At 71.4% G+C, this 24339-nt stretch carries 22 protein-coding genes and 1 pseudogene; 3 read left to right on the forward strand and 20 right to left on the reverse strand.

All coding sequences use genetic code 11. The features are described from left to right. The 6 genes from IEZ00_RS05265 to IEZ00_RS05290 form a co-directional block, all read right to left on the reverse strand. Positions 1-792 (reverse strand): ROK family protein (locus IEZ00_RS05265; RefSeq protein WP_229795109.1); only part of this gene is annotated, 792 nt, incomplete at its 3' end. Continuing rightward, the gene (locus IEZ00_RS05270) at positions 786-1148 is read right to left on the reverse strand and encodes a hypothetical protein (RefSeq protein ID WP_229795110.1); all 363 of its coding nucleotides are present in this window, start codon (positions 1146-1148) and stop codon (positions 786-788) included. The genes IEZ00_RS05270 and IEZ00_RS05265, both read right to left, overlap by 7 nt. 5 nt (positions 1149-1153) lie before the next feature. Then, entirely contained in the window at positions 1154-2350 is a 1197-nt protein-coding gene (locus IEZ00_RS05275; protein ID WP_189221926.1) for an ArsA family ATPase, read from the reverse strand. Continuing rightward, positions 2347-2781: an SRPBCC family protein gene (locus IEZ00_RS05280; RefSeq protein ID WP_189221927.1), complete on the reverse strand. Its 435-nt coding sequence runs from the start codon at positions 2779-2781 to the stop codon at positions 2347-2349. Before IEZ00_RS05280 ends, IEZ00_RS05275 begins: the two co-directional genes overlap by 4 nt. Before the next feature lie 28 nt (positions 2782-2809). Then, on the reverse strand, positions 2810-3595 hold the full coding sequence (locus IEZ00_RS05285) for a metallophosphoesterase family protein (protein ID WP_189221928.1): 786 nt from the start codon (positions 3593-3595) through the stop codon (positions 2810-2812). A 10-nt stretch (positions 3596-3605) separates the two neighbouring features. Continuing rightward, positions 3606-3995: a polyketide cyclase / dehydrase and lipid transport gene (locus IEZ00_RS05290; RefSeq protein WP_189221929.1), complete on the reverse strand. Its 390-nt coding sequence runs from the start codon at positions 3993-3995 to the stop codon at positions 3606-3608. A 102-nt stretch (positions 3996-4097) separates the two neighbouring features. Here IEZ00_RS05290 and IEZ00_RS05295 point away from each other — a divergent pair, with 102 nt between their 5' ends. Further along, entirely contained in the window at positions 4098-5906 is a 1809-nt protein-coding gene (locus IEZ00_RS05295) for an AMP-dependent synthetase/ligase (protein ID WP_189221930.1), read from the forward strand. A 44-nt stretch (positions 5907-5950) separates the two neighbouring features. On the opposite strand, the gene IEZ00_RS05300 is transcribed toward IEZ00_RS05295, so the two are convergent. The 13 genes from IEZ00_RS05300 to IEZ00_RS05360 form a co-directional block, all read right to left on the reverse strand. Continuing rightward, on the reverse strand, positions 5951-6406 hold the full coding sequence (locus IEZ00_RS05300; RefSeq protein ID WP_189221931.1) for a hypothetical protein: 456 nt from the start codon (positions 6404-6406) through the stop codon (positions 5951-5953). Between the two features lie 181 nt (positions 6407-6587). Beyond that, positions 6588-7037: a hypothetical protein gene (locus IEZ00_RS05305; RefSeq protein WP_189221932.1), complete on the reverse strand. Its 450-nt coding sequence runs from the start codon at positions 7035-7037 to the stop codon at positions 6588-6590. Positions 7038-7099: 62 nt separating this feature from the next. Beyond that, positions 7100-7549, reverse strand: coding sequence for a hypothetical protein (locus IEZ00_RS05310; protein ID WP_189221933.1), 450 nt, complete (start codon positions 7547-7549; stop codon positions 7100-7102). A gap of 62 nt (positions 7550-7611) precedes the next feature. Continuing rightward, positions 7612-8061, reverse strand: coding sequence for a hypothetical protein (locus IEZ00_RS05315; protein ID WP_189221934.1), 450 nt, complete (start codon positions 8059-8061; stop codon positions 7612-7614). A gap of 143 nt (positions 8062-8204) precedes the next feature. Continuing rightward, on the reverse strand, positions 8205-9323 hold the full coding sequence (locus IEZ00_RS38065; protein ID WP_373293070.1) for a transposase family protein: 1119 nt from the start codon (positions 9321-9323) through the stop codon (positions 8205-8207). Between the two features lie 108 nt (positions 9324-9431). Next, complete coding sequence (locus IEZ00_RS05325) at positions 9432-10586, reverse strand: RICIN domain-containing protein (protein ID WP_189221936.1); 1155 nt, start codon at positions 10584-10586, stop codon at positions 9432-9434. Positions 10587-10665: 79 nt separating this feature from the next. Then, a complete protein-coding gene (locus IEZ00_RS05330; RefSeq protein ID WP_189221937.1) occupies positions 10666-11115 on the reverse strand; it encodes a hypothetical protein in 450 nt (149 codons plus the stop codon). A gap of 74 nt (positions 11116-11189) precedes the next feature. Beyond that, positions 11190-15134: a nucleic acid/nucleotide deaminase domain-containing protein gene (locus IEZ00_RS05335; RefSeq protein ID WP_189221938.1), complete on the reverse strand. Its 3945-nt coding sequence runs from the start codon at positions 15132-15134 to the stop codon at positions 11190-11192. 119 nt (positions 15135-15253) lie between these two features. Beyond that, entirely contained in the window at positions 15254-15772 is a 519-nt protein-coding gene (locus IEZ00_RS05340; RefSeq protein ID WP_189221939.1) for a hypothetical protein, read from the reverse strand. 379 nt (positions 15773-16151) lie between these two features. Further along, entirely contained in the window at positions 16152-17279 is a 1128-nt protein-coding gene (locus tag IEZ00_RS05345; RefSeq protein WP_189221940.1) for a glycosyltransferase family 4 protein, read from the reverse strand. 152 nt (positions 17280-17431) lie between these two features. Then, the gene (locus IEZ00_RS05350; RefSeq protein ID WP_189221941.1) at positions 17432-18709 is read right to left on the reverse strand and encodes a hypothetical protein; all 1278 of its coding nucleotides are present in this window, start codon (positions 18707-18709) and stop codon (positions 17432-17434) included. A gap of 70 nt (positions 18710-18779) precedes the next feature. After that, positions 18780-19811 carry a C40 family peptidase gene (locus tag IEZ00_RS05355; RefSeq protein ID WP_189221942.1) on the reverse strand — a complete coding sequence of 344 codons (1032 nt, stop codon included), beginning with the start codon at positions 19809-19811 and terminating at the stop codon, positions 18780-18782. A gap of 322 nt (positions 19812-20133) precedes the next feature. Continuing rightward, the gene (locus tag IEZ00_RS05360) at positions 20134-21492 is read right to left on the reverse strand and encodes an NYN domain-containing protein (protein WP_372448464.1); all 1359 of its coding nucleotides are present in this window, start codon (positions 21490-21492) and stop codon (positions 20134-20136) included. Between the two features lie 67 nt (positions 21493-21559). On the opposite strand from IEZ00_RS05360, the gene IEZ00_RS05365 reads away from it, so the two are divergent. Together IEZ00_RS05365 and IEZ00_RS05370 are read left to right on the forward strand one after the other, a co-directional pair. Continuing rightward, a complete protein-coding gene (locus tag IEZ00_RS05365; RefSeq protein WP_229795111.1) occupies positions 21560-23284 on the forward strand; it encodes a DEDD exonuclease domain-containing protein in 1725 nt (574 codons plus the stop codon). Positions 23285-23324: 40 nt separating this feature from the next. Next, on the forward strand, positions 23325-23609 hold the full coding sequence (locus IEZ00_RS05370) for an Lrp/AsnC family transcriptional regulator (protein WP_189221944.1): 285 nt from the start codon (positions 23325-23327) through the stop codon (positions 23607-23609). A gap of 63 nt (positions 23610-23672) precedes the next feature. On the opposite strand, the pseudogene IEZ00_RS36235 reads toward IEZ00_RS05370, so the two are convergent. Next, positions 23673-24339: pseudogene (locus IEZ00_RS36235) on the reverse strand (cytochrome bc1 complex cytochrome b subunit); the annotation flags it as partial.

Below are 24339 nucleotides of genomic sequence, written 5' to 3' on the forward strand. Positions count from 1 at the left end.
GGACTCCGAGACCCCGCCGCCGATCACCACGACCTCCGGGTCGTACACGTCGGCCACCAGCGCCAACCCGTCGCCCAGCCACCGGGCCAGGTCGGCCATCGCGCGCTGGGCCAGCGGGTCGCCGTCGCGGGCCGCGCCCGCCACCCGGCGGCCGGTGATGGCGCGGTAGTCGCCCAGCGCCTCGCGCGCCATGACGGTGGACATGCCGGGGTGGCGGGCCAGCAGCTCCACCGCGGTGGAGCTGAGCGCGGTGCCGCTGCAGTACCGCTCCCAGCAGCCGTTCTTGCCGCACGGGCAGGGCCTGCCGCCGGGCACCAGGCGCAGGTGGCCCAGCTCGGGGGCCACGCCGTGGGCACCGCGGAAGACCTCGCCGTCGACCAGCAGCGCCCCGCCGATGCCGGTGCCCAGCGCGACCAGCACGGCCACCCCCGCGCCCCGCGCCGCGCCGAACCGGTGCTCGGCCAGCGCCGCGGCGTTGGCGTCGTGCTCCAGCACCACGGGCATCCCGACCCGCCGGGAGATCCGCTCGGCCACCGGGGCCTGCCGCCACGCCAGGTGCGGGGCGAACCGGACGGTGCGCCGGTCGGAGGCGACGAACCCGGCCACCGCCAGGCCCACCGCGCTGACCCGGTGCCGCCCGGCCAGCTCGGCCACGGCCGCGCCGATGGCCTCCTCCAGCGCTTCCTCGCCGCTGGGGGTGGCGGCGCGGGCGGTGTCCAGCACCGCGCCGTCGCCGTCCACGACGCCCGCCCGCACGCTGGTCCCACCGACGTCGATGCCGATGGTCAGCACCGGCCGCCCCCGGCGCGCGCGGTCCGGACCACCGGGATGTGCTGCACCCTGGGCCGCCGCGACTGGGCGGCCTCGGACTCGGGACCGGCCTCGGCCTCGGGACCGGCGGGGTCGGGCGCGGGTTCGGCGAGCGCCGCGCGCAGCACCGCGATCAGCCCCGACAGGTGCTCGGCGGCCTTGGCGGCCAGCTCCGAGCGGTCGCCTCGGACCAGCGCCACGGCGTTGCACAGCGGGCACCACCCGCAGGCGCGGGGGTCGTGCCCGCCCTCGGCCACCCGGTGCAGCCACGGCTGCGCCCGCTCGGCGGCGGCGTCCAGCAGCAGCCGCAGCTCCTCCACCAGCTTGGCATCGGCCACGGGGCTCACCGCATCCACAGCTCTGGGTCGGGGGCGAAGCGCACCGCCAACCCGGTCTCGTCCAGTTCCGCGCCGGTGACCAGGCACCGCCGCAGCAGCGGGGGCAGCGCGATCAGCTTGCGCCTGCCGTCCAGGGTGATGGCCAGGTCGTCGCCGACGCGGGCCAGGTCCAGCTCCGAGTCGCCCACCGCCAGCGCGACCCTGAGCACGTAGTCGTCGTCCTCGCGGACCAGCTCGACCAGCGGGGTGCGCGGACCGCCGCCCTCCAGCGGGTCGTCGTCGCCGTAGAGGCCCCTGGCGATCTCCAGCAGCGCGGGCAGGCCCACCGGCTCGGCCGCGCGGTGCTCGACCGTGCGCACCCGGCCGGTGCCCAGGTCGGCCAGCTCCGCGAGCACGGCGTGCTGCTCGGCGCGCCGGGTGCGCAGCCAGTCCGCCGCCGGGCCCGCGCCGGTCCCCGGATCGGGCACCAGCCGGTTGGCCACCACGCCGTCGACCCGGATGCCCTGCAGCGCCAGCGCGGTGACCGTGCGGCGGGTCTCCGCGGCCACCACCCGCTCGGGGGTCAGCACCAGCCGCACCGCGGTGGTCGGGTCGGTGAGCAGGTCGCGCAGCCGCTCCAGGTTCTCCGCCAGCCTGCCCAGCGCGTCCGCCGTGGCGTCCCAGCGCTCGGCGGTGCCGCTGCCCGCGACCCCGGCCAGCAGCCCGCGCACCACCCGCCGGTGGGTCGGGAACAGCCGCTCCAGGTAGCCCGCGAACGCCTCGGGCAGGGCCAGCAGGCGCAGGGTCTCGGCGGTCGGGCCGCAGTCGACGACCACCGCCTCCCACGGCCCGGTTTCGGCCAGGCGCCGCACCTCGGCCAGCGCCAGCAGCTCCTCCACGCCGGGCAGCACGGTCAGCTCCTCGGCGTCCAGCTCGTCCACGCCCGCGCCCGCGAGCACGGTGCGCAGGTGCCCGCGCAGCTCCCGCCAGGCGCCGTCGACCAGCGCGCGGGGGTCGACCAGCGCGGCGTGCAGGCCGTGGTCGACCTCGGTGGGCTCGGGCCCCAGCGGCACGTCCAGCGCGTCACCCAGCGAGTGCGCCGGGTCGGTGGACACCACCAGCGCCTTGCGCCCGCCCGCGGCGAGCCGGGCGGCGGTGGCGGCGGCCAGGGTCGTCTTGCCGACCCCTCCCTTGCCGGTGAACAGCAGCAGACGCGCGCTCATCCAGCGTTTTCCACCCGGCGCTTGAGCTCCTTGAGCGCCGTGTCCATGATCATCTTCTCGGCCTTGCGCCGGAACAGCCCGATCATCGGCACCACCAGCTGCACCGACAGCGTGTAGGTCACCTCGGTCGCCCCGCCCCGAGCCGTGAGCCGGTAGCTGCCCTGCTGCGACTTCTGCATGGTGCCCCGGACCAGCTCCCAGGACACGCCGTCGTCGGCCCACCGGTAGGCCAGCACGTACTCGTCCTTGATCGGCCCCTGGTCGATGTTGAACCTCACCTGCGCGGGGCGGCCGTCCGGCCCGGTCTCCAGCACCTCGGTGCGCTTGATCCCGTTGGCCCACTCCGGGTACGCGGCGAAGTCGGCGATCACCGCCAGCACCTGCTCCGGCGCCGCGTCGATGACGATGGACTGGGTGGACTCGTCGGCCATGCCGGGCAGGCTACCCGGTGCGGCGGGATCACCAGCGCAGCACGTGGGGCGTGCCGCGGCGCTGGAAGTGGCCGACGTTGACGCACTCGGTCCAGCCGATCCGCACCCGCCGCGCCATCGGCTGGTGCACGTGGCCGAACACCGACCAGCGGGGCCGGTCGCGCTCGATGACCTTGAGCAGCGAGGTGGACCCCAGCTCGGCCCGGCGGGCCACCACGTCGTAGGTCAGCTCGGCCACCGCGGGCGGGACGTGCGTGCACAGCACGTCCACCTCGCCCAGCCCGGCCAGCGCCGCGCCGAACTCCTCCTCGGTGCGCAGGTAGGGGTGCCACGGGCCGCCGCGGCGGCGCACGTAGCCGGACGCCAGGATCGCGCCGCCCGCGAACCCGAACCGCAGCCCGCCGATCTCGGCGGTCTCCCCGTCGAGCATGTGCAGCCCCTCGCGGGCGAACAGCGGCCACAGCTCGGGGTTGTCGACGTTGCCCGGCGTGGCGTAGGTGGGGGCGCTCATGGCCGCGAACAGCTCGGTGTACTGCTCCAGCACGGCCTCGCGGACCACCTCGGCGGCGTTGTCCAAGCCCGCCCACAGCGACCGGATGTAGTGCGAGGCCTCGCCCATCCGGCCGCGCCGCAGCCGGGCGAACACCTCGACCTTCTCCGCGCCGAAGACCCGGCCCAGGATGCCGCCGCCGTGGTCGTGGTAGTCGACGAAGTCGACCAGGTCTCCCAGCACGACCAGCGCGTCGGCCCCGTCGCCCGCGCGGGCGAGGGCCTCGGCGTTGCCGTGGACATCGGACACGACGTGAACCCGCACCCCCGCGAATCTACGGCAGCGCGGGCGGCACACCGGGCTCGCGACCCCGTTCCAAGGTCATCTTCAACCCCAGTGAGACGCCCTTCGCGGCCAGCTGGCGGCGGCGCACCTCCCGCCGGACCCGCCGCGGCGAGGCCTCCCCCGGCAGGTCCGCGCGCAGGAAGTAGTGCAGCAGGGTGCCATCCAGCACCGGCTCCAGCCACACCTCCATGGTGCCCACCAGCGCGCCCCCCACCGTCCAGCGCAACCCCTGGCTGCCCCGGTCGAGGTAGACGTCCAGAATGAGGTCCGGCCACAGCCGCGTCCACGTCTCCGGTGGGGCGAACGCGGCCGCGACCGCCTCCGGAGGCACCGCGAGAAAGGTCTCGTCCACCACGTCCACGCTCGGCACAGCTGGCAAGAGTGCCACGACACGGTCACGGAACAGGGCCCCGGCCTGGTGTATCGCCGGAATCACAAGCTAAGTTTCCCCACCGGTAACAAACGACACCCGGAGGTCGACGTGCGCGAGTTCAGCGTCCCCGCCACCGCCACTGTGGCTCCCGAGGAGAACCTCACCGACATGGTGTGGGCGAACGCGGAGCGCTTCGGCAACGCCGTCAGCTTCCGCCGCCGCGTGGACGGGACCTGGGTCGACGTCACCGCCCGAGACTTCGCCGCGCAGGTGATGGCGGTGGCCAAGGGGCTGCTCGCGGCGGGCCTGGAACCGGGTGACCGGATCGGCCTGATGTCCAAGACCCGCTACGAGTGGACGCTGCTGGACCTGGCGATCTGGCACGCGGGCGGCGTGGTCGTGCCGATCTACGAGACCTCCTCGGCCGAGCAGGTCGAGTGGATCCTGTCCGACTCCGGGGCCAAGGCCGTGTTCGTGGAGACCGCCGCGCACCGCGACACCGTGGACTCGGTGGTCGCCGGGCTGCCCGAGGTGCGGCACGTGTGGCAGGTCGAGGGCCCGGCCGCCGGTGCGTCGGGCGCGGTCGACGAGCTGACCGCGCTGGGCGCGGGCGTCTCCGACGAGGACGTGCACACCCGGCGCAGGCTGGCGGGCGCGGACGACACCGCCACCCTGGTCTATACCTCCGGCACCACCGGCAGGCCCAAGGGCTGCGAGCTGACCCACCGCAACCTGCTCGCCGAGATCCGCTCCGACATCGCCGCGTTCCCGCAGCTGATGCAGGCGGGCAACTCGCTGCTGGTGTTCCTGCCGCTGGCGCACATCCTGGCCCGCGTGATCGCGCTGTGCGGCGTCTACACCCGCGTCACCCTCGGCCACACCCCCGACGTGAAGAACCTGGTCGAGGACCTGGGCACGTTCCGCCCCACGTTCGTGGTGGCCGTGCCGCGGGTGTTCGAGAAGGTCTACAACGGCGCGAAGCAGAAGGCGCACGCCTCGGGCAAGGGCAAGATCTTCGACGCCGCCGAGGCGACCGCGGTGCAGTACAGCGAGGCGCTCTCGGCGGGCGGCCCCGGCCTGGGCCTCAAGCTCAAGCACGCGCTGTTCGGCAAGCTGGTCTACAGCAAGCTGCAGGCCGCGCTGGGCGGCCGGTGCATCGCCGCGGTCTCCGGCGGCGCCCCGCTGGGCGAGCGGCTGGCGCACTTCTTCCGCGGCGTGGGCGTGCCGGTGCTGGAGGGCTACGGCCTGACCGAGACCACCGCGGCGGCGTGCGTGAACACCAAGTCCGCGTTCCGGGTCGGCACCGTCGGCAAGCCGGTGGGCGGCACGTCGGTCCGCATCGCCGACGACGGCGAGGTGCTGATCAAGGGCGACGTGGTCTTCCGCGGCTACTGGAACAACGAGGCCGCCACCAAGGAGTCGCTGGAGGACGGCTGGTTCCACACCGGCGACCTCGGCAAGCTCGACGACGAGGGCTTCCTGAGCATCACCGGCCGCAAGAAGGAAATCATCGTCACCGCGGGCGGCAAGAACGTCTCCCCGGCCGTGCTGGAGGACCGGCTGCGGGCGCACCCGCTGATCAGCCAGTGCATGGTCGTCGGCGACGCGCAGCCGTTCATCGGCGCGCTGATCACCATCGACCCGGAGTTCTTCCCGGCGTGGAAGGAGCAGAACGGCAAGCCGGAGTCGGCGACCGTGGCCGACCTGGTCGACGACGAGGCTCTGCGCGCCGAGATCCAGGCCGCCGTGGACGAGGCCAACCAGGCCGTCTCCAAGGCCGAGGCGATCAAGAAGTTCCGCATCCTGCCGGTGGACTTCACCGAGGCGGGCGGCGAGATGACCCCCAGCCTGAAGCTGCGCCGCTCCGTGGTGGCCAGCACCTACAAGCAGGACATCGAGGCCATCTACACCAGGTGAGCGTCGAGTGAGGAACGGCCGCCGGAACATCCGGCGGCCGTTTTTCACGTGATGGGGGACCTGGGTGCTTCCAGCACTCGGTGCAGGTAGTAATTGCGCTCCTGGTGGTCGACCAGCACTCGGAAACCCGCCTCCTCGAGCACGCCGAACATCGCCCTGATGATAATGCTGGTGGCGGCGCTCACGTAGCTGATCAGACCCTCGGGCTCCTGGTTGAGCACTTTCTCGGTAAAGCTCCGACTATCTTGCACGGGGGCGTGCCAGTCCAGGGCGACGCCGTACGGCTCTATCTCGTGCACCAACACGTGGCCACCAACCGGCTCCGATTCCAGTATCTCAGCGGACAGGACGGTCACCGGAAACCCCATACGGGCCAGTTCCACACGAACCTGCTCCGCCAATTCACGCCATGATTCAATCGCATCCACCGGAGCCCGATAAACGAGTACCGAACTGTCATCGAGGTGAGCCTCTTTGTAGAAGCGGAACGGGTCGGTCACAGGTTCGAACCCTACCCAAGTCGTCGCGCTATGACAACAAATAAAACGGATCGCTCGCGGAACTCGCCTCTGGCGGACCTGGATTCCACCGAAGTACGCCAGCGCAGTTCTACCCCAACAGGTTAAACCCGCGTGAGCGTGGATTCGGAGAACGGCCGCCGAGATTCCAGGAGGGTGTTTTTCATGTAATGGGGAACTTGGGCGCTTCCAACACTCGGTGCAGGTAGGAATTGCGCTCCTGGTGGTCGACCAACACTCGGAAACCAGCCTCCTCGAGCACACCGAACATCGCCCTGATGATGACTTCAGCGGCGACGCTCACGTAGCTGATCAGACCCTCGGGCTCCTGGTTGAGCACTTTCTCGGTAAAGCTCCGACTACGCTCCACGGGGGCGCTCCAGTCCAGGGCGACGCCGAACGGCTCCATCTGGTGCACCAACACGTGGCCACCAACCGGCTCCGATTCCGGCATCTCAGCGGACAGGACGGTCACCGGAAACCCCATACGGGCCAGTTCCGCACGAACCTGCTCCGCCAATTCACGCCACGAATCGACGGCGTCCTGCGGCGCCCGATAGGTCGGATTGTCCGCGAGGTGAAGCTCCCGGTAAAAGAGAAATGGATCAGTCACGAGCCCCCCATCAAAGCAACTTCAACTCCAGAACAGCCACCGAAATTTCCGGCGAGCATCCCTCACACCATAGGGAACCGAGGCGGCTCCAACACTCGGCACAGGTACGAGTGGCGCTCCCGGTGGTCGATCAACACTCGAAAACCCGCCTCTTTGAGCACGTCGAGCATCGCCCTGATGATGACTTCGGTGGCGAGGCTCACATACATGATCAGGCCATATTGCTCCTGGTTGAGCACTTTCTCGATGTAACTCCGACTATCCCGCACGGGGGCGTGCCAGTCCAGGGTGACACCGAACGGCTCCATCTGGTGCACCAACACGTGGCCACCAACCGGCTTCGATTCCGGCATCTCAGCGGACAGGACGGTCACCGGAAACCCCATACGGGCCAGTTCCACACGAACCTGCTCCGCCAATTCACGCCACGAATCGACGGCGTCCTGCGGCGCCCGATAGGTCGGATCGTCCGCGAGGTGAAGCTCCCGGTAAAAGCGAAACGGATCAGTCACGAGCCCCCCATCAAAGCAACTTCAACTCCAGAACAGCCACCGAAATTTCCGACAAGCATCCCTCACACCATAGGGAACCGAGGCGGCTCCAGCACCCGGTACAAATATTTGTCGCGCTCCTGGTAATCAATCAGAACTCGAAAGTGCGCCTCTTTTAGAACATCGAACAGCAACCTTGTGATAATTCTATTGGCGTTGCCCACATAGCCGACCAGGCCATCGAGATCCTGGTTGGCGATCTTCTGGACAAAGCTTTCGCTGTTCTCCACCGGGGTATGCCAGTCCACCGTCACCCCGAAAGGCTGCGTCTCGTGCACGAGCACGTGCGCGCCCACCGGTTTCGATTCTGACGCCTCAGCGGAGAGCACAGTCACCGGAAGTCCGATGCGTGCCAGTTCTGCACGAACTTGCTCGGCCAGGTCACGCCACGATGCAACGGCGTCCTGCGGCGCCCGATAAGTCGGATCACCGGCAGCATGGGCCTCTTTGTAGAAGAGAAACGGATGGGTCACAGGCTCGAATCCTACTCAAGTCGCCCCACTATGGCAATAGATCAGGGCGGGTCACTCGTGCGATCCGCCCACTCAACACCGACACCACCAGCCACGAGGAGAGCCCGATCTCCGAGCACAATCGAACTGTTTGCACTCAATTTTCATACCCACTTCCCGTAGGGCATGTTTTCCGAAATGTTCGAGTGTGGCGAGCAAGCACGAGGCAGCTGGTGTGATGGCAGGGCGTGGCCAGTCGCTCGCCTTCGGCACGGCCCTGGTTGAGGTAGCGGACCGATAGGTTCGCACTGCCGGTGGAGGTAGCCCAGCTCTCGGATTTCCGCGAGCAAGTGCGTGATGGGAACACGGGGTCGGCCACACATCGGGCGAGCGGATGATCGCGGTAGGGGGTCAGGAGGGTTGGGCGGTAGGTGGGGGCGATGCGCAGGACCTGGGGATCGGGCATGCGGGCATAGCGTGTTCTGAGGCAGGGCGGGTTGACGGTGACCTGGCACCCGGCATGCGCGGGCCTCGAGCAGGACCTTGTCGTAGAAATCTCGCCACAATGCCAGGCTGACCTGAATCGCGTCGGGCAGGGTGGGACGGACGGACGGCCTCGGCGTAGGTGACCAAACCATCCCGGCACACGACCACGACCTCGGGTGCCGCGATGTTCGCGCAGCCAGGACCACAGGGTGGCCGCGTCGCGGCCTGGCGGAACCGCGACACGTCGACAAGTCTCGGCATCGATGCTGACCGTGGCGTAGCAGCGGCGTCGGCGCAGAACGAAATCGTCCACGCCGATCACTCGTGGAACCGACTGTTCGGGCAGCGGCAGACGGCGCAACGCGGTGCTGCGGGACACCGGCACGGCCAACAGACCGGTCAGGCGTGCGGCCGCCCGACCGCACAACTCCCGCGTCATCCGCGATATCCGCCGAACGAGCCGCACCGTGCGGCGCTGGTGGCGTTCCAGGAGATCCGGAATCTGTTCTCGGAAGGTCTGGCCGCAGACAGCTCCAAACCGGGCAGACCAGCCGTCGTACGCACAGGTGCACGACGATCTGGCGACCGTCGACCGGCACGTCTTTCACCGTCCGGTGGTGATACCCGTGCACCTTCACCGTGGCGGTCCCGCAGATCGGACACGGCACGGCCCCGTCCCGACTGCGGTCCGTGAGCATAACCATGCCGCCGCTGTCCTTTACGTCCTCGACGAGCAACGCCGACAACCCAACAGATACCGTCCCCTCCAAGGGAATCGACATCCACCACAAGATCATGGTGACGGTTGATTACTTCACGTCACCACCGACTACGGACCAGAGCCCCGGTCGGCGTGATCGCAGGTATGGACGGCCCGATCGCGTCCGACACGGTGGCAGACCGGCTCAAGAGACCTGCCACTGCTGGTTGCGTCCGCCGTTGCACTGCCAGCTGGCCACGATGTGCGTGGCTGGTCCGTTGGTTCCCTGCGGGTACTCCTGGTCCAGGCACCAGCCGCTCTGCTTGTTCACCAGCAGGACCCTGCGTCCCGAGGCGGTGGGTTCGACCCGCCACTGCTGGTTGCCGCCCCCGTTGCACTGCCAGGCTGCCACTTTGTTCGTGGCAGGCCCGTCGGTTCCCTGCGGGTACTCCTGGTCCAGGCACCACCCGCTGAGAGCGTTGACCAAGCGGACGGTGTCGGGCGAGGCCCATTCCCATCGCCACTGCTGGTTGTCCCCTGAGTTGCACTGCCAGGCTCCCACCGTATTCGTGGCGGGCCCGTCGGTTCCCTGCGGGTATTCCTGGTCCAGGCACCACCCGCTCAGGTCGTTGACCAACCGTGAGGGTTCGTCGGTCGTCCGGGTGATCCAATCGGTGATGTCGTCCAGCCTGGCCTCGGTGCTGCCCTGGCGGGTTTCGTTCACGGCCAGGCATCCGTGCTGCCAGGAGGTGCTGTTGATCGCGACCAGGGACACCACTCCGTCCGTCTCGCGGAACGCCGGACCGCCTGCGTCGCCCTTACAGATGTCCACGCCGTCGACGCCGGTGATCGCGGCGGTGGTGGCGGTCACCGCGTCGACCGAGAACAGGGCCGTGCGCGGGCGATCGGGAACCCATTCGGCTGCTGTGCGGCCGAATCCCGCGGCGCGCAGCACCTCGCCGGGTGTAGGAGCCAAGGATGAGATCCGAACCGGTGCGACGTCGATGACCGGGATATCCAGCTTGGCCAGCATCACATCGCGGTCGGTGCGGCGCACCAAGGTCGACACGCGGGCCACCCGGCCGGTGCCGGTTCCGACGTTGACATCTCCCACCGCGACTGTCGTCTCGCTGGTCGGGATTCCGCCGGTGGGGTTGCCGGGGAAACAAGAGGCTGCGGTCACCACCCACTGCGGGGAAATCAGGGCTCCCGAGCAGCCGGTGGTGACGGAGTTCACCTTGGCAATGAACCGATACGTTCCTAAGGGGACCGTCGTACCGCTGGACAGCGCCGAGGCCGAGATGCCGAATTGCGCCGCCATTACGGCGGCAGAGGCGGCGACAACAACCGCTTTTCTCATATTTCCACGCCTTTCCAAGGTTAAGCCCGCATTAGCGCAGATTCAGAGAACGGTCGCCGGAATTCCCGGCGACCGTTCTTCACTTGATAGGAAACCTGGGCGCTTCCAGCACTCGATACAGGTAGTAATCACGCTCCTGATGGTCGATCAACACTCGAAAACTTGCCTCATCGAGCACGTCGAACATCGCCTTGGTGATGATTTCGGTGGCGGCGCTCACGTACCTGATCAGCCCCTCGCGCTCCTGGGCGATCGCTTTCTCGATGTAGCTCCGACTATTCCGTACGGGGGCGCGCCAGTCCAGGGTGACGCCGAACGGCTCCATCTCGTGCACCAGCACGTAGCCACCAACCGGCTGCAATTCCGACATTTCATAGGAGAAGACGGTCACCGGAAACCCCATGCGGGCCAGTTCCGCGCGAGCCTGCTCCGCCAATTCACGCCACGAATCGACGGCATCCCGCGGCGCCCGGTAAGTCGGATCGTCCGCAAGGTGCAACTCTCGATAAAAGAGAAAAGGGTCAGTCACGAATTCGATCCCATCAGACATCCAGAGCCCGGAAACAAAGATGGACGGGCCGCGCGCGACTCTCCTGCCTGACTTCAAAACCCGCCTCTTGCCATGATGGAGAGCAGGTTATTGAGCATTCTAGCTTCCTCTGCGGAATTTCCACCCAAGTACTGGACGACGTAGTAGATCTTCGCCTCGGGCGACAGTTCTGTCCGCAGCAACGGCTGGCACGGGTCCGGACAGGGCGAGCGCTCGGTGAACAACTCGGTAATCTCCTTCGGATCGAACCGCTGCCCCTCCGGCAACCCCTCGTTCCGCTTCTTGATGGTATCGATGATCCGCTGCTCGGAGTGCATGCGCTCACCGCTGAGGGCGCGGATGTAGTCGTCTTTGAACACCGGGTCGTTCCAGCCGGGCAACTTGGCGACAGCCACGTTGATCCCTGGCTTCGGCGCGGGGACTACGCGACGGAAGTCATACGCGACCCTGGCAATATCACTGGCCCAGTACTGGACCGCGATGAGACACAGCGACGTGGCGATCGCCACCCGGCTCGTGACGCACGAGCCGGCCGCCTGCCTGATCACGTTCAGGTCGAGGTGGACCAGCGCGCCGCGAACCGCTACTCCACCGAGGAAGTTGACCTCGGCGAGCGCGCCCAGCCGGGAGGCCAGGAACGAGTCCGCGACGACGCCGGTGAGGAACTCCGCGCCGATGGCCACTTCGATGCCCGCGCCCGCCGCTGTCGCGAGGAACCCCGCCTCGGCGCCGATGAGCGCACCCGCCAGCGGAGCGGTGCAGACCTGCGCGCAGAACATGCCCGCGCCGATGACGACGGCGCCCGCCACCACGAAACCCGCGATGGTCCACCAGCGTTCGGCCTCGGCCTCGCTCTCGGCGTCGGCGATCGCCTTGTTGATGATGTAGGTCAGCGCGGGGTTGTAGGCGCCCTTCAGGCACTCGTTGAACGCCTGCTCGCTGCCCTGCTTGAGCTGGTTGCAGATCGCGACGTTGCGCTCGGACTCGCCCTTGGGGTCGGCGATCATCCGCTGCGCGCGGGTGACGCAGTCGTCCCGCTCCGGTCCTGGGGGCACGTTGTTGCACGCGTTGTTGACCTGTTCGGCGAACCGGGCCTTCTCCGCGGCGATCTCCCGGTTGGCCTTGTCGATCGCCTTCGAACGCGCCTCGTTCGCGGCGTTGACGGCCGCCTCCGCATCCGCGCCCGCGTCAACGGCGTCCTGGTACGCCTGGTGCGCGGCTTGCATGGCGCTGGTCGCGTGGCCTGCGGCGATGTTGGCCGAACTCCTGGCGGACACCGCCGACCGGGCCGCCCGCACGGCGGACTGCGAGGCCCGCGCTGCGGCCTGGACCGCAGTCTCCGCCGACCGCGCCGCGCGCTCGGCGGACGCCTTGGCCTCCTCGGCGGAGGCCAAGGCCTCGTTCGCGGACCTGGCCGCGGCATCGGCGTGACCTGCCGCCTGCCGGGCGTAACCGGCGGCTTCCTCGGCTGCCTTGCGCGCGGTGGCGGCCACGGACTGAGCGGTGGCGGCGTTCTGCAACGCGGTGGACGCCACCGAGGCGGCCTCGGCGACCATCGCGGCGACGACCGCGTTGTGCGCGGCGGCCTCCCGGTCGTGCCGGATGGCGATGTGCTGGCCGCCGTGCCGGTACTGCCGGATCAGCTCCGGCGGTCCCTCCAGCGCGGCCTGCCCGAGCAGCCGGGCCTCCGGACCGGTGTTCGGGTTGGCGATGAGCTGGTTGATGGCGATGCGGTCGTCGTGCTCACGGGCGCTGTTCTGGCCGGTGTCCAGGAACTCCGAGTACGCCGCGACGGTGCCGGAGTCCAGCGCCCGTTGGGCTGCGGCAGCGACCGTGGCGTCGCCCGCGTCGCGGGCGGCGGCCAGCACCTGGTTGACCTCGATGCGCAGATCGGTGCCGCGCTCCGGGTAGTCGGGGGACTCCAGGAACCGCCGGACATCGGCGTCACTGCCCGCGAGGGCGGCGTTTCCCGCGTTCTTCTTGCTCTGGGGGGCATCGGCGATCAGCTGCTGCACCGTCTCGCGGTCGTCCAGAGCCGCTGCCTGGGCGATGCCCGTCCGGACGTACTCCCGGACCTCCGGGTCCGCCCCCGAAAGGGCGCTCGCGGCGGCGGCTTTGCTCCAGGGACCGCTCGTGGCCACCAGCTTCATCGCGATCTTGCGGCCGTTGGCCGCGACCAGGGCCGGGTCGGCGCCGGGCGCGGTCGCTTCCGCCAGCCACTGGTTGGTCTGCGCGTCGCGCTGCGCCTGCTGCGGGGCGCTCCAGCGGCGGACGAGCCCGAGGTGGTCGCTCACCTGGTTGGCCTGGCGAGCGGCGAGGGCAGCCTGCTCCGCCTGGATGGTCAGGCGCTCGCTGTCGGCCTGCCGGGCCGCGTTGTAGAGTCGCGCGGCCTGTGCGGCGGAGTCGACGGCGATCTGCGCCGCGTTGCTGGCCGCGTTGGCGTGTTCCGTGGCCAACCGGGCCGCGTTCTCGGCCTCACCCGCGCGCCGGGCCGCCTCATCCGCCGCTGCCGAGGCCAGCAGCGCGTCGATCACGGCCTTGGCCGCCAGTTCCCGTGCCCGGCTTGCCGCGTCCGCGGCTTCGACCGCGTAGGCGCGTGCGGACGCCGCCGCGCGGTTGGCCAGACCGGCCTGCGCGCGAGATCTGGCTGCGGCGGCCTCGGCCGCGCTGGCGTCCGCACCGGCCGACCGCGCCCACCGCACGGCCTCCTGCGCCGCCTCCGCCGACTGGTTCGCGTTCGAACCAGCCGAGTTGGCCGCGTTGACGGCTTCTTGCGCCCGGCTCAGCGCGTTCTGGGCCAAGTCGATGGCCTGCACGGCCTGCTGGGCCTCGTTGGAAGCGTTCGAGGCGCCGATCGCGGCCCGCGCCGCGTCTCCGGCCCGACCTCGGTCCACCCGTGCGGCAGCCGCGAAGTTCCACGCGGTGCTGGACGCCTGCCCTGCCTTGGTCGCCGCAGCGGCGGCGCGGGTGGCGGCGTTGGCGGCGATTCGCGCGGCGGTGGTGGCGGCGTTGGCCGCGCCGATCGCGGTCGTGGCCGCGCTCGCCGCCCGGTTCGCGGCGGTCGCGGCCTGGTTGGCCGCCTCGGCCGCGCCTGCGGCGTTGTTCTTGGCCGCCTCGGCTGCTTCGGCGGCCAGTTCGGCCGCTTGCCGAGCCAGGTCAGCTTCCCTCAGCGCCTTGTCCGCGCTGTCCTTGGCGGCCTGGGTCTCCTGGGCGGCCTGCTCGCCCGCGAGCTTCGCAGCGGCGACCAGCTGCGTGATGCTCGCGGTTTCCTGGTCCCGTGCTTCGGCGACCTCCCACTCCCGGCTGATGAACAGCCGCAGCGCTTCGGGTGTCTCGGCGTCCAGCGCGGTTTGTGCCGCCGCGCGGACCGCGGGACCACCCGCCGCGTAGATCTGGTTGACCCTGATGCGCAGATCGGTGTTCGCCGCTTGAACCGAGGTGACTTCCAGGAAGTTCCGCAGTGCTTCGGGTGAGCCATCGTCCAGCGCGGCCTGCGCGGCCCTCTGGACCTGCGCGCCCCCAGCCGCGTAGATCTGGTTGACCCGGATGCGCAGATCGGTGTTGGAGGCAGTGCTCCACCCCGTGATCAGGAAGTCCCGCAGCACGTCCGGGTTGGTGTCCCCGGCGTCCAACGCGGCCTGCGCCGCGCTTCTGGTCGCAGGTCCGCCCGCCGCGAGGATTCGGTTGACCGCAATCCGATCGTCCAGCTCGACCAGGCGGTCCAGCCTCTGGTTGAGGAACGCGTCGACCTCGGCGTCGGAGCCGAGCAGCGCCTTCTCCGCCGCAGCCTTGACCTGGTCGCCGCCGCTCCGCCAGAGGATCAGCGCTTTGGCGCGAGGAGTCAGCGGGCGGTCCGCGGAAGTCTCCACGCCGGAGGCGGTCCGCTCGACCGGCCCAGCGGTGGCCTGGTTGGTGCCGACCTGGGCCAGCAAGGCGGAGGTCAGCACCGCCACTAAGCCGACGCGCAGCAGCCGGTGCTCTCTTCTCACCGATTTCATCGGTTGTCTTCCCCCCTCTGAGGGCGCCGTCCAGCGGCACCCGACGTGGCGAGGAGCACGCCCTCCGTCGGAGGACGTGCTTCAACGCAGTGGAGCGTTCGCTTCCGGGCGGAGCCGGATCAGGAGCTGGCGGTCAGCTGGAGCAGCGTGGTGGGCGGGTTACCAGGACTGATGCCCACACCGACCGGCGTGCTGGCGCGAGGGTTGACGTCTACGGTGGTCTGCGTCCCCGAGTCGGTGGTCAGCAGCGCCTTCACGACGTGCCCCGCGTCCGGCGCGTATCCGTCGCCACGAATTTCGTAGACGACAGGCAGCCGGAGTTGCAGCACTCCTGGTGTGCCGGTGATCCTGAAGCAGACTCGGCCATCCCGATTGACGCCGACGGACTCGGACGACCGCACCCGCATCACACCGATGCCGTTGACGGGCTGGGTCGAGCAGTCAGCGAGGAGGATGTGGCCATCACCGGAGATGAGTCGGACCCCGGTCTCGGTGAAGATCCGGTCGGCGTCGGGGTAGGCGAAGTCCTCCACCGCTGGGACCTGCCCGTCATCGGTAGCGGCGGTGGTCGGTTCAGCTTGCGCCATCACGGTGCCCGCGGTCGCAATCGCGGTGACGGCGGTGGCTGCTAACAGCACAACAACAGGTGACCTCATGCTTCCCCCCTGGGTCGGCCACTTCAAGACACGTTCGCGTTACTCTGCGTAGCGCCAAGGGGAAGCTAGCAGTCAGCTCGGGGCGCACCAGCCCCAAAAGATCACGCGACAGCACTTCTATTCGCGCGAAGCGAGCCCGCCGTGCCGGAGGCGGGGCCATCCAGTGCAGACGGGTGGCCCGCACCCGATCCGGGTGCGGGCCACCCGACCCCCAGTGGTCGTTCCGCGTGACGCGGACGAGAAGTCCGGTACCCAGACTGCCCCACGCCGCTGACGTATCGCTGACGCGGCGATGACTCGTGCGGTGTCGGGTAGTGGTTACCGGCCTCGGGGGGCGGGGCGGGTGGTACTTGCTGACGCGTCAGGTGAGCAGGTGGGTGAGGCGGGTGGCGAGGGTGTCCCAGCGCCACTGGGTGGAGACCCACTCGCGGCCCGCCCGGCCCATCTTGGCGGCGGTCCCAGGGTCGGCCAGCAGACCGGCGACGGCGTCGGCGACCTCGGCCACCTCGCGGCCGTCGACCACGTGGCCGGTGACGCCGTCGCGGACCGTCTCCGGCGCGCCGCCGGAGCGCCCGGCGACCACCGGCAGACCGGTCGCCGAGGCTTCCAGGTAGACGATGCCCAGCCCTTCCACGTCCAGCCCGCGCCCGCGCGTCCGGCACGGCATCGCGAACACGTCGCCCGCGTTGTAGTGCGCGGGCAGCTCGGCCCACGGCACCGACCCGGTCAGCACCACGTCGTCGGCCACGCCCACCGAGCGTGCCAGCGCGCGCAGCCGGTCGCGGTACGGACCGCCGCCGACCAGCAGCAGCGCCGCGCCCGGCACCCGGCGGCGGATCTCGGGCAGCGCGCGCACCAGCACGTCCTGCCCCTTGCGCGGCACCAGCCGGGACACGCACACCACCACCGGCCGGTCCCCCAGGCCGTACCGGGCGCGGATCTCCTCCCGCGCGCCCGCGTCGGGGGCGAACACGTCGATGTCCACACCGGACGGCAGGTGCTCCAGCGCGGCCATGGGCCCGAACGCCGCGGCGAACCGCGACCGCGTGTACCGGCTCACGTAGGTGACCACGTCCACTGTGGAGCCGATGCGCCGCAGCGCCTGCCGCGCGCCGGGCAGCATCGACCAGCCGACCTCGTGCCCGTGGGTGGAGGCGACCACCCGCTGCGCGCCCGCCTGGCGCAGTCGGGGCGCCAGCAGCGCCAGCGGGGCCGCCGCGCCGAACCACACCGCCTCGCAGCGCTCGGCCCGCATCACGTCCTCGGCCCGCCGCAGCACGTCCGGCGTGGGCAGCATCAGGGTGCCGGGGTGGCGCACCACCGGGAACGGCTGCGCGGCGTCGAACTCGGGGTGCGACCCGGCGGGCGAGTGCCACGACGGCGCGTAGACCACCAGGTCCGGCAGCCGGGTGGCCAGGGCGTGCAGGTAGGCCTGGATGCCACCGGGGCGGGGCGGGAAGTCGTTGGTCACCAGCAGGGTCCGACGCACCCGCCGAGGTTAGCCGACCCCCGCCCACCCGCGTCTGCAAGTACTACCCGCCCGGCCCCACCGAGCGCGTAACCACTACCCGTACCGGTGGGGCGTGGGCCGGGTAGTGGTCAACGGCTCGTTGTGGTGGGTCGGGTGGTACTTGCAGGTGGTCAGGGGGTGAACTCCTGGGCCAGGAACTCGCGCCAGCCCGCCAGCAGCTCCACCCGGCTCTCCCCCATGGTCTCCAGCAGCACCCCGTCCACTTCGGACTCGGGTGCGCGACCCATGCCCGCCAGCCGCCGGTACAGCGCGACCAGTCCCGGCTCGCCCAGCCGCCGCGCCAGGTACCGGTTGAGCGACCAGGACTGCTGGTAGGCCAGCTCCATGCGGTCGCCGCGGAAGTCCGCGTCGGCGGGCAGCGCGGTGGGCAGGCCTGCGCGCACCTGGGCAGCCAGCGCGGGCGCCGCGCGGGTGACCGGCACGCCGCTGCCGCGGTAGCCCACGTAATCGGCGAAGCCCTCCAGCAGCCACATCGGCGCCCCGTCCACGGTCGAAGCGCGGGTGGCCACGTGGGTGATCTCGTGGCGCAGCAGCACCCGCAGCGGTTCGGCGGGCAGCGCCCCGGCGGTGTCCGGGTTGAGCACCACCCGCTGCCCGAGCGCGGTGCGGGTGACCGGGTCCACCCGGTCGGCCACGGCCACGCCCGCGATGCCGCCGGTGGCGAAGCCGTCGCCGACCAGCGCCCGCATCTCCTCCACGCCCGTGGGCACGAGCACCGCCACCTGGCGCGGCCACGCCTCGCCCCACACGTCGGTCACCGCCGCGACCGCGCCGTCCAGCTCGGCCAGCACGCGGGCGGCCAGCGCCTCGCCGCCGGGGTGGCTGAGCACGAACCCGCCGGTGCCCGCGAGCACCCGGCAGGGGCCGAAGTCCCAGGGGCCGCGCCAGGTGCGCTTGCCCAGCGGTTCCAGCGCGGTGTCCGAGGACAGGTACCAGCGCTCGTCTCGGCGGCTGAACAGGTAGCCCATCGGCTGGCTGCTGGGTGCGACGTCCACGCCGCGCAGCCGGTAGGCCAGCCGCACGCCGGGGGCGCGGTGCTCGTCGGCGGCGGGCAGGTCCAGCGAGTCCAGCGAGGTCGCCTCGGAGACCCGGTAGGTCCACTCGGCCAGCGGCACGGCGGCCAGGTTGCGGAACAGGTCCAGCTGCCGCCGCCGGAACTCCGGGTCGGCACGCGGGTCGAGGTCGGCGGTGAAGGCGGCCTCGTCGCGCTCCAGCACGGCGCGGGCGCGGCGGTCCAGCAGCTCGCGCAGGGCCTGGTCGGCCGCCGGGGCTGCGGTGGGGGCCGCGGTCGCGGGAGTGGGCTGGTCCGAGGGGACCACGGCCAGGCCGAGCCCGGTGAGGAAGGTCAGGGCCACGGCCACGGCCAGCGGCACCCGGTAGCGGCTCACGGGTCTCCGGGAAGTCGTCGGCGGGGCCACCCCGCCAGGATGGCGCACGAGGTGGCCCCGCCGCGCGGGGTCAGCCCGCGATGCGCCGCATCGCGTAGATCGTGCCGGGGTTCTCCAGCGGGACGATCTTCACCGGCACGCCGTCGGTGGACGCGTGGACGACACGCGCGTTGTCCACGGCCATGCCGACGTGGTTGCCGCCGTTGTAGATGATCAGGTCGCCCGCGGTGACCTGGGCGCGGGTGACCGCCCTGCCCGCGGTGGCCTGGCCGTTGCTGGTGCGCGGGATGCTGACGCCCGCCGCCGCGTAGGACTTCATGGTCAGGCCGGAGCAGTCCCACAGGTCCGGGCCGGTGGCGCCGTACTGGTACATGTCGCCGCGCTGCGCCAGCGCGAACGCCAGCGCCTCGCCCGCCTTGCTGGCGGGGACCGATATCTGCGAGGTGTCGCCGGGGTTGGTCAGCGCGCTCTTCTCGCTGGCGGTCAGCCGGTTGAGCTGGGTCCTGACCTCGGTCATCTGCTTCTCGAGGTCGCCCTTGCGCTTCCGGACGTCCTCGGCGATCTTGGCGGCCTCCTCGGTGGCGGTCCGCGCCTTGTTCTGGGCGTCCGCGGCCTTGGTGCGCGCGGCCTCGGCCGCGTCGACCGCCCCGGACAGCTTGTCCAGCGCCTCGCCGTTGTCCGCGGCCAGGATGCCCAGCGCGGACATGCGGTCCAGGAAGTCCTGCTGCGAGTCGCTGACCAGCAGCGCGGAGAGCTGGTTGAACCGCGCGCCCTCGAACGAGGCCTCGGTGAGCAGGTCGACCTGGCCGCGGAACTGCTCCTCGTCGGCCTTGGCCTGGTCGCCCGCCTGGCTGGCCTGGGCCAGCTCGGCGGTGGCCTTGTCCAGCTCGGCCTGGTTGGCCTTGTGCTTCTCCTCCGCCTGGAGGAGCTCCTCGTTGAGCTTGGTGGCCTGCTCGGCCAGCTCGTTGTACTTCTTCAGCGCATCGGAAGCTGTGTTCGGCTGAGCACCGGCAGGTACGGGCGCTACGCCCACCGCCGCAGCGGCCACCGCCGTGGCCGCGAGCGCTCCGCGCACACCGCGCTTGAGTCGTTGCGACGCCACAGTCGCGCGTTTCTCCATTCGTGTGAACCGCCTACCGAGGAAGACGCTGGGCGCGGTGCGCCGCCACTGCCCGAAGTGCAGGTCCGCGTGTTCCGGCTCGGCTCCCCCGAAGCGCCGATTCGGCGGTGAGCTCGCGTCGCCGCCCAGGGTGGGCGACGGCCCGCCGCGAGATCTCGGTCAGGTTACGAGGAGTGGCCGCTGACGTCTACCGGCTGACCCCCGAAAAGCTCTCAGGTTCATCACAATCCCCGCGCTCCGGCGGGCGTGACCTCGGGGTGTGATCAACAGTGTTGCCAAGAACACGCACGGTGGCGACGTCGGGTCAGACCCGGCCCAGCCGGGCGAGCAGCACCGCGGAGGGCACCGGGTGCGCCCCCCGGCGGCGCACCGAGTCGGCCACCGCGCGGTCGGAGGTCACCACCACCACCGGCCGCCCCTCCGGTTCGGCGGTCACCAGCGCCCGGATCACGTCGTCGGCCAGCACACCGGGGTCGCTGAACAGCACCCGCACCCCGCGCGGGGCCGCCGCGGGCACCGCCACCACGCCCGCCCCGTCGAACACCAGCGTCACCTCCGCGCCGGTGCGCGCGGCCAGCACGGCGAGCTGGTGCACCAGCCGGTCGCGCTGGTCGGACAGCGACAGCTCGGGGTAGCCGGTCTTGGTGACGTTGTAGCCGTCCACGATCAGGTGCACGGCGGGCAGCGCGAGCAGCCGGTCCAGCGCCGCAGGGGCCTCCACCCGCCCCACCGCGCCCTGCGCCGCGCTCGCGCCGCGCACCAGGTCGGCGGGCCGGGGCCCGGCGCCGCCCAGCGCCAGCTCGCGGCGCAGCCCGTTGACCGCGCCGTCGAGGGTGTCCACCAGCAGCGCCAGCCGCACCTCGTCAGCCTGCCTGGCCTCCTTGGCCGACTGGCGCGCGACTTCGGCGTCGGCTTCGGCCCGCTGCGCCTTGGCGCGCTCGGTCTCGGCCCGCTCGCGCTCCCGGTCGCGCTCGGCGGTGAGCCTGCGCACCTCGGCCTCGGCCTCCGCGCGCACCCGCGCCACCTCGGCCGCCGCCGACTCCGCGCGGTCCTTGGCCTCGCGCACCCGCACGCCCTGCTCGCGCAACCGCTTGCGCAGCCGCTCCAGCTCGACCTCGGCCTCCGCGCGGATGCGGTCCGCCACGCCGGTGGACTCCGCGCGCTCGGCGCGCAGCCGCTCCAGCTCCAGCTCCAGCCGCTCGGCCCGCTGCACCGCGGCGTCCCGCTCGGCGCGCAGCGCCGCGTCGGCGGCGCGCCGGGCGACCAGCTCGGCGAAGTGCGCCGCGACCTCCTCGCCCTGCAGGATCGCCGCCGCGCCCGCGGCCACCGGGTCCGGCGCGGTGACCTCCAGGGCGGCGGGCCGGTTGCGGCGCAGCCACTCGACCACGGCGGCGCGGAAGTTCGACGAGCTCTTCAGGCACGCCAGCAGCACCGCGCTGCCCAGCCGGGCGCGCTTGGTCGGGGCGAACCGGGCCACCGCGCGCAGCTGCTGCGGCACGTCCACCTTGGCCATGTCGCCCAGCGCGTCCGCGCTGAGCTCGGCCAGCCGGGCGCGCAGCGGCTCCGGCAGCGCACCCCAGTCCACAGTGGACTCGGCGACCGGGTCGGGCTCCTCGGCCACCGGGTCGGCTGCCTCGTCGGCGGGCGCTATCGGGTCCTGCACCCGTACAGGCTACGGCCAGGTGGTCCGGTTACCGAAAATGTCGGGGGCAGCGGTTACCGTGCCCGCGATGACGACCCCGGCGACCGGCGCGGCCCCGGCCCAGCTCTCCTTCGACGAGCTGGGCACCCCGCTGCGCGAGACCACCTTCGTGGTGGTCGACCTGGAGACCACCGGCGCCCGCGCGGCCGAGGACGCGATCACCGAGATCGGCGCGGTCAAGGTGCGCGGCGGGCGGGTGCTGGGCGAGTTCGGCACCCTGGTCGACCCCGAGCGCGGCATCCCGCCGCAGGTCGCCGCGCTGACCGGGATCACCGAGCGGATGGTCGCCGACGCGCCCAAGCTGGCCGCGGTGCTGCCCGCGTTCCTGGAGTTCGCCGCGGGCGCGGTGCTGGTGGCGCACAACTCCGGGTTCGACGTGGGCTTCCTCAAGGCCGCCTGCGAGCGGCACGGCTACCCCTGGCCCAAGCCCCCGGTGGTGTGCACGGTCCGGCTGGCCCGGCGGGTGCTCAGCCGCGAGGAGGCCCCCAGCTGCAAGCTGTCCGCGCTGGCCGAGCTGTTCCGGGTGCCGGTGACGCCCAACCACCGGGCGCTGACCGACGCCCGCGCCACCGTCCAGGTGCTGCACCGCCTGCTGGAGCGGGTCGGCTCGGTGGGCGTGCACTCGGTCGAGGAGCTGCTGGCCTACCTGCCAGAGGTGACGCCGCAGCAGCGCCGCAAGCGCGAACTGGCCGCGCACCTGCCCAACGCGCCGGGCGTGTACCTGTTCCGCGGCCCCAACGAGGAGGTGCTCTACGTCGGCACGGCGTCGGACTTGCGCCGCCGGGTGCGCCAGTACTTCACCGCCAGCGAGGGCAGGCAGCGGCTGCGCGAGATGGTCGCGCTGGCCGTCCGGGTCGACGCGGTGCCGTGCGCGCACCCGCTGGAAGCCGAGGTGCGCGAGCTGCGGCTGATCACCGCGCACAAGCCCGCCTACAACCGCAGGTCCAAGAACCAGGGTGCGTGGTGGCTGGCGCTGACCGACGAGGCGTTCCCCAGGTTGTCCCTGGTCCGCACGCCGCGCGACGGGGCGGTGGGGCCGTTCCGCACCCGGCGCGCCGCCGAGGAGGCCATGGAGGCGCTCCTGGAGGCCGTTCCGCTGCGGGCGTGCGCGCAGCGCATCCCGGCGCGCGCCCCGTCCGGCAGCCCGTGCGCCCTGTTCGAGCTGGGCCGCTGCAAAGCCCCCTGCGCGGGGCGGCAGAGCGCGGAGGACTACGCCCCGGCCGTGCGGGCGCTGCGGGACCTGGTGGCCGGGGTGAGCACCGCCCCGCTGCGCGGCGCGGCCGAGCAGCTGGCGGAACTGGCGCTGGCGCACCGGTTCGAGGAGGCCGCGACGCGCCGCGACCGCCTGGCCGGGCTGGTGCGCGCGCTGGACCGGGGGCAGCGCCTGGCGGGCCTGGCCGCGCTGCCCGAGCTGGTGGCCGCCCGACCCGACGACGCGGGCGGCTGGGAGTTCGCCGTGGTGCGGCACGGCAGGCTGGCCAGCGCCGGGGTGGCCCGGCGCGGCACGCCGCCGATGCCGGTGGTGGAGGCGCTGGTGGCGGCGGCGGAGACGGTCGTGCCGTCGGTCGGGCCGCTGCGCGGCGCGCCCGCCGAGGAGGTCGGCGTGGTGCTGCGCTGGCTGGAGCGGCCGGGCACCCGGCTGGTCCGCTGCGACACGCCGTGGTCATCGCCCGCCGGGGCGGCGGGCAGCTGGCGGCCGTGGGCGGAACTCGCCGACGCGGGCCGCGACCAGTACCGGTTCACCGGCCACTAGCATGTGAGCAGGTCGAACCCGACGACGATGGAGGACCGCTGTGATCACCGCGATCGTGCTGATCCAGGCCGCCGCAGACACCATCCCGGACGCGGCGCAGGCGATCGCCGACATCGAGGGCGTCACGGAGGTCTACTCCTGCGCGGGTGACGTCGACCTGATCGCCCTGGTGAAGGTGGCCCGGCACGAGGACCTGGCCGACCTGGTGCCCGGCCGGATCAGCAAGGTGGCGGGCGTGCTCAACACCGACACCCACATCTCGTTCCGCTCGTACTCCAAGCGCGACACCGAAGCCGCCTTCTCCATCGGCCTCGACGACGCCTGACCGGCGGCCGCACGACGAGAGGGGCCCCGCACCGATCGGTGCGGGGCCCCTCTCGTGTCGCGCTCAGGCCTCAGGCTGGGCGGGCTTGCCCGCCGGAAGCTCCTCGGCGGGCTTGTTCTCCCCGGTCAGCGCGTCGGCCGACACGCCCCGGCTGGCGCGGGCGCGGGCCAGCGCCGCGGTCTCCTCCGGGGCGTCCGGCGTCAGGAAGCTGCCGGGCACCGGGTGACCCGCCGAACCCAGCTTGTTCATCTTCTTCGGCACCGGCGCCGCCTGGTACTCCAGCGGCAGCGGGTGGCCGTGCTCGTCCACCGGGCCCAGCGGCTGGTGGACCTCGATGAACTCGCCGTGCGGCAGGCGCTTGATGATGCCGGTCTCCACACCGTGCTCCAGCACCTCGCGGTCGGCGCGCTGCAGGCCGATGCAGATCCGATAGGTGATGAAGTAGGTGATCGGCGGGACCAGCAGCATCCCGATGCGACCCGCCCAGGTCATCGCGTTGAGCGAGATGTCGAACTTCATCGCGATGATGTCGTTGCCGCCGGAGATCAGCAGCACCATGAAGTACGCGATCGCCATCATGCCCAGCGAGGTCCGCACCGGCACGTCGCGGGGCCGCTGGAGCAGGTTGTGGTGCGCGTGGTCCTTGGTCATCTTGCGCTCGATCCACGGGTACACCGCGGCCAGGCCGGTCAGCAGCGGCAGACCCAGGATGAACGGCAGGAACGGCTCG

Source organism: Saccharothrix coeruleofusca (genome assembly GCF_014648515.1).
Classification (GTDB): domain Bacteria; phylum Actinomycetota; class Actinomycetes; order Mycobacteriales; family Pseudonocardiaceae; genus Actinosynnema; species Actinosynnema coeruleofuscum.

What these genes read in the sequence shown, in the direction of transcription:
- IEZ00_RS05335 (WP_189221938.1), bottom strand. Translation starts at nt 15,134, where the DNA reads ATGAAATCGGTGAGAAGAGAGCACCGGCTGCTGCGCGTCGGCTTAGTG.
- IEZ00_RS38065 (WP_373293070.1), bottom strand. Translation starts at nt 9,323, where the DNA reads ATGATCTTGTGGTGGATGTCGATTCCCTTGGAGGGGACGGTATCTGTT.
- IEZ00_RS05365 (WP_229795111.1), top strand. Translation starts at nt 21,560, where the DNA reads ATGACGACCCCGGCGACCGGCGCGGCCCCGGCCCAGCTCTCCTTCGAC.
- IEZ00_RS05280 (WP_189221927.1), bottom strand. Translation starts at nt 2,781, where the DNA reads ATGGCCGACGAGTCCACCCAGTCCATCGTCATCGACGCGGCGCCGGAG.
- IEZ00_RS05275 (WP_189221926.1), bottom strand. Translation starts at nt 2,350, where the DNA reads ATGAGCGCGCGTCTGCTGCTGTTCACCGGCAAGGGAGGGGTCGGCAAG.
- IEZ00_RS05325 (WP_189221936.1), bottom strand. Translation starts at nt 10,586, where the DNA reads ATGAGAAAAGCGGTTGTTGTCGCCGCCTCTGCCGCCGTAATGGCGGCG.